This is a genomic window from Corynebacterium sp., assembly GCF_030535495.1.
Classification (GTDB): Bacteria; Actinomycetota; Actinomycetes; order Mycobacteriales; family Mycobacteriaceae; genus Corynebacterium.
The window spans coordinates 1-4,601 of record NZ_JAUNRW010000140.1 but is presented as its reverse complement, the minus strand read 5'-3'; the positions used below and the strand labels follow the sequence as shown (position 1 = coordinate 4,601).

Below are 4,601 nucleotides of genomic sequence, written 5' to 3'. Positions count from 1 at the left end.
CACCCAGATCACCGACGTCGCGGTGCGCCCGCGCATCGAGATCGCCGACCGTTAGGACCCCAGCGCGATCTCCAGCGCGGTGAGCGCGGCCCGGTCGGTCTCCTGCAGCATGAGCGGATCGGTGCCGGGCATGGGGGAGATCGTCGTGTCGGCCATCTGACCCCACGTCGGGATGCCGATGAGGCTCACCCGCGGATCCCGGGAGCCGTCCGCACCCACCATGAGGCGGGTCGCCGGATCGATCTCCGGGGAGCCGGAGGCCACGCGCTGCCCGTCGGAGGTGCTGAGTTCAAAGGGGCGGGCGCGGCCGGAATCGAGCAGGGAGGCGGCCAGCGGGTCGGCGGGGCGGCGGATGTCGGGGCTGTGCATCCAGGCGTCGACGAGCACGGGGGAGCGGACCTCCACCTTGTTCGTCGTCGGGGAGGTGGCCACGAACTCCCCGCCGGTGACGCGCACCGTCGGGTGGGCGCCGAGGAAGGTGACCAGGCCGGCGTCGACAAGCGCGAGCAGCTGCCGGGAACGAAACAGCGGCGGGCCGGAGCCGACCATCTGCCCGAGGGCGGACATGGTGGCGAACAGGCCGCGGCGCGATTCGAAGGTGTAGCGGTCCTGCGCGCCGAGCACGGCCGTCGGCTTGCGCGAGGCGTTGATCGACCACAGTGCGGCCTTGACGGGGCTTGCGGTTCCCAGCGCGGCGGCGTCGATGTCGGCGGCCATGCGCTGCGCAATGAGCTCGGTGACCTCCGCGCGCGCGCCTTCGACACCCGCGAGCGGTTCCATGAGGGCGCGCAGGGAGAACGGCTCGGACGTGTGCTTATCGACGAGCCCCTCGTCCCCCTCCAGATCCCCCGTGAGCAGGGCCGCGAACTCCTCGACCGGCAGGTCCACGGCGTCCGGGCGCACCCGGGCCAGGGTGCGGTAGTAGGCCTCGAAGGCGTCGGCGATGACGGCGGGGAAGACCTGGGTGTCGTAGTCGATGCGTTCGGTGTCGGCGAGCTCCCGCAGAACCCGGCCCAGGCGTGGGCCCTTCACCTTGGGCGGCAGCCCGCCGTAGTCGGATTTCGGCAGGTAGGGGTAGCCGCGGTGGGAGGTGACCACCAGGTGCGGCTCGCGGCCGGAGGGCTCGTAGCGCAGGCCGGAGCGGGTGGAGGCGTCCTCGTGGAACACTCCGCCGCGGTCGAAGGTGAGCAGGGCCATGATGTCGAAGAAGCCCATGCCCAGCCCGCGCACCAGCACGGTGCCCTCCTCCGGGATGAGGTCCACCTGCTGCTCGACGGGGTTGTCGGGGCGGATCCACGTCAACCCGGCCGCGGCCAACTCGGCCTCCTCGTGGGTGGGGCCGGGCACCTGCCACCCCAGGGCCAGAACCGTGGCATCGGCGGTGACGGTGGTGCCGTCGGACAGCTCGATCTCATCGGCACCGTCGACCTCCCGCAGCGCAACGGCCCGGGCGTGGTGGGGGATGACCGTCACCGATTCCGGCAGGCGGGCCAGCGCCACGTCGAACACCCACTCCAGGTAGGCGCCGTAGAGGGCGCGGGAGGGGTTGGACTCCGGGCGGGTCACCGCGATCTCGTCGGCGAAGGCCGCGGCCACCTCCGGGCGCGGGGGGTGCGCGGCCAGCAGCTCGGCATGCTCCGGGGGGATCTGTTCACCCCGCAGGTGCTGGATCCACTCGTGGAGGATCGGACCCTCGAGCACCGGGGCGGACACGCTCGCGCCGGGCTCGGTGAACAGGGTGACCGCCGCGGAGAGGGTGTTCATGCACAGGGTGCGGGTCTGGGTGGTGTCCCACACGCGTCCGGCGCCGTGAGCTGCATCGTCGATGAGGTGCAGGGTGAGCTCGGTGCCGGGTTCCACGGCGGCGGCGAGTCTCTCGACGACCGAGATGCCGCGGGGGCCGAGTCCGACGACGGCGATGGAGGGGGTGGTCACGACGGGGGCTCCTCGGGGATCTGATTAGACTATGCGGTCTACCGCGTTGGTACTGTGCAGTCTACTCTGTGCTACCTTGCTCATCAAACGTCATACCTCCGACCGTCAACAGGAGCTCCGTCCCGTGAAACCCCGCCGCATCATCGCCGCGTTGGCGCTGGTCGCCGCCGTCGCCCTCGCGGGCGCCTGCGTGAACACCACCAGCGCCCGCAGCGAGGAGGACAACCGGCTCACCTACCTCGAGCCTATCTTCTTCGCCACGCTCTACCCGCCGGGTGCGGGCTTCTACCCCAACGGCGCGGTGGTGACCAACATCGCCGACCGCCTGCTCTACCAGGACCCGGAGACCCTCGAGCTCTCCCCCTGGATCGCCACCGACCTCCCCGAGGTCAACGCCGACGCCACCGAGTACACCTTCGACATCCGCACCGACGTCACCTACTCCGACGGCACCCCGCTCACCGCCGAGAACGTCGTGGCCAACTTCGATCTCTTCGGCCTCGGCGACTCCGAGCGCATGCTCACCTCGTCCGAGCAGATCACCAACTACGAGCGCGGCGAGGTCATCGACGAGGACACCGTCCGCTTCCACTTCTCCGCGCCGGCCCCCGGGTTCGCCCAGGCCACCAGCTCCTTCAACGCGGGACTGTTGGCCGACGCCACCCTGGAACTGGCCAACGACGGCTTCGGCCCGGGCAATGCCACCGGCGTCATCGGTTCCGGCCCCTTCGTCATCACCGGTGAGCAGCTGGGCACGCGGCTGACCCTCGACGCCCGCGAGGACTACGACTGGGCCCCGCCCGCGCACCCGCACCAGGGACGCACCCCGCTCGACGGCATCGACTATGTCCTGGCCTCCGAGGATTCCGTCCGCGTCGGCGGACTCGTCGCCGGGCAGGCGGACGTGGCGCGGCAGATCGAGGCGCCCGTCGAGAAGCATCTTGAAGACCACGGCATCAACGTCATCTGGCACGGCACCAACGGTGTCAACAACTCCCTGAGCTTCCGCTTCATGCACCCGCACCTGCAGGACATCCGGATGCGCCAGGCGCTCATCGCCGGCATCGACCGGGAGGAGATCATGCACACGCTGTTCTCCGACTCCTACGTGCCCGCCACCTCCGCCATCGCGCACACCGCGCTCGGTTACCGCGAGCAGGCCGGCGCCTACCTCCACGATCCGGCGCGCGCCGAGCAGCTTCTCGACGACCTCGGCTGGACCCCCGGCGCCGACGGCATCCGTACCCGTGACGGCGAGCGCCTGAGTTTCACCATCAACGAGGCCGTGCCGCAGCCGCGCTCCCGGGAGATCATCACCAAGATCCAGGAGCAGCTGCGCCGCATCGGCGTGGAGATCCACCTCAACCCCGGTGACAACGCCACCCAGAACGCCGACTCGAAGGACTGGCGCAACATCCAGATCCGCCACACCATGGTCGGCCGCGCGGACTACGACGTGATCAAGTCCATGTGGCACTCCACCAACCGCAACGAGCTGCTCAACGGCTCCGACGACACCGTCCACGACCAGCGCCTCGACGACATGCTCCACGAGATCGCCTCGCTGGCCTCCGAGGAGGAGCGCGCCGCCAAGACCCGCGAGGTGCAGGACTACCTCACCGAGCAGGCCTACATCCTGCCGCTGTTCGAGGAGCCCGTCGTCTACGGCGTCCAGGCCCACGTGCGCGGTTTCCAGCCCGAGTCGATCGGCCGCCCCTCCTTCTACGGGGTGTCCCTGGACAGCGAGGAGCAGCAGTGACCCGTAATCAGATTCTGCGCCGCATCGGGCAGGCCGTGATCGTCCTGCTCATCACCTACACCGTGGCGTTCATCCTGCTCACCGCCCTGCCCTCGGACGGTGTCATGGCCCGCTACGCCAGCCCGGACCTGGCGCTGTCCACCGAGGAGATCGAGCGGATCCGCCAGGCCTACGGTGCCGATGACCCGCTGCTGCTCCAGTACCTCGGGGCGCTCGGTGGCTTTGTCACCGGCAACTTCGGCTACTCCGTGCAGACGGGCACCCCGGTGTCCACCCTCATCGTCGAGGCCCTGCCCGGCACCATCGCGCTGTCGGTCTCGGCCTTCGTCCTGGCGATCATCCTGGCCCTGGTCATCGCCGGCCTGGCCACCACCCGCACCTTCGGGTGGCTCGGCGACGTGGTCCGATCCCTGCCGGCCTTCATGGTTTCCCTGCCGACGTTCTGGCTGGGCATCGTCATCATCCAGGTCGTCTCCTTCCAGCTCGGGTGGGTGCCCATCATCGGGGCCACCACCGTCCAGGCCCTCATCCTGCCGACGCTGACCCTCGCCGTGCCGATCTCCGCCCCGCTGGCCCAGGTGCTCATCCGCTCCATCGACGAGGTCCACCGCCAGCCCTTCATTCAGGCGGTGCGCGCCCGCGGCGCCGGGGAGGCGTGGATCTTCTGGCGCAACGTCCTGCGCAACGCCATGCTGCCCGCCCTCACCATGGCCGGTCTGCTCTTCGGTGAGCTGGTCGGCGGCGCCGTGGTCACCGAGGCCGTCTTCGGCCGCGCCGGCATCGGCCAGATGACGGTGCAGGCGGTGGCCAACCGCGACACCCCGGTACTGCTGGCCGTGGTCGTCATCGCCGCCACCCTCTACGTCCTCATCAACCTCCTCGTGGACCTGCTCTACCCGGTCCTCGA

Annotated in this window: 3 protein-coding genes; 2 read left to right on the top strand and 1 reads right to left on the bottom strand. The window is 69.9% G+C overall.

What is annotated here, in order from left to right; genetic code table 11:
- Positions 1–51: 51 nt before the first annotated feature.
- Positions 52–1,935, bottom strand: coding sequence for an FAD/NAD(P)-binding domain-containing protein (locus Q4F73_RS11615; protein ID WP_303359503.1), 1,884 nt, complete (start codon positions 1,933–1,935; stop codon positions 52–54).
- A gap of 124 nt (positions 1,936–2,059) precedes the next feature.
- Between Q4F73_RS11615 and Q4F73_RS11610 the strand changes: the two genes are divergently transcribed.
- Together Q4F73_RS11610 and Q4F73_RS11605 are read left to right on the top strand one after the other, a co-directional pair.
- The gene (locus Q4F73_RS11610) at positions 2,060–3,694 is read left to right on the top strand and encodes a TIGR04028 family ABC transporter substrate-binding protein (RefSeq protein ID WP_303359502.1); all 1,635 of its coding nucleotides are present in this window, start codon (positions 2,060–2,062) and stop codon (positions 3,692–3,694) included.
- The coding region (locus tag Q4F73_RS11605) for an ABC transporter permease (RefSeq protein WP_303359501.1) at positions 3,691–4,601 on the top strand (911 nt) is incomplete at its 3' end. The genes Q4F73_RS11610 and Q4F73_RS11605, both read left to right, overlap by 4 nt.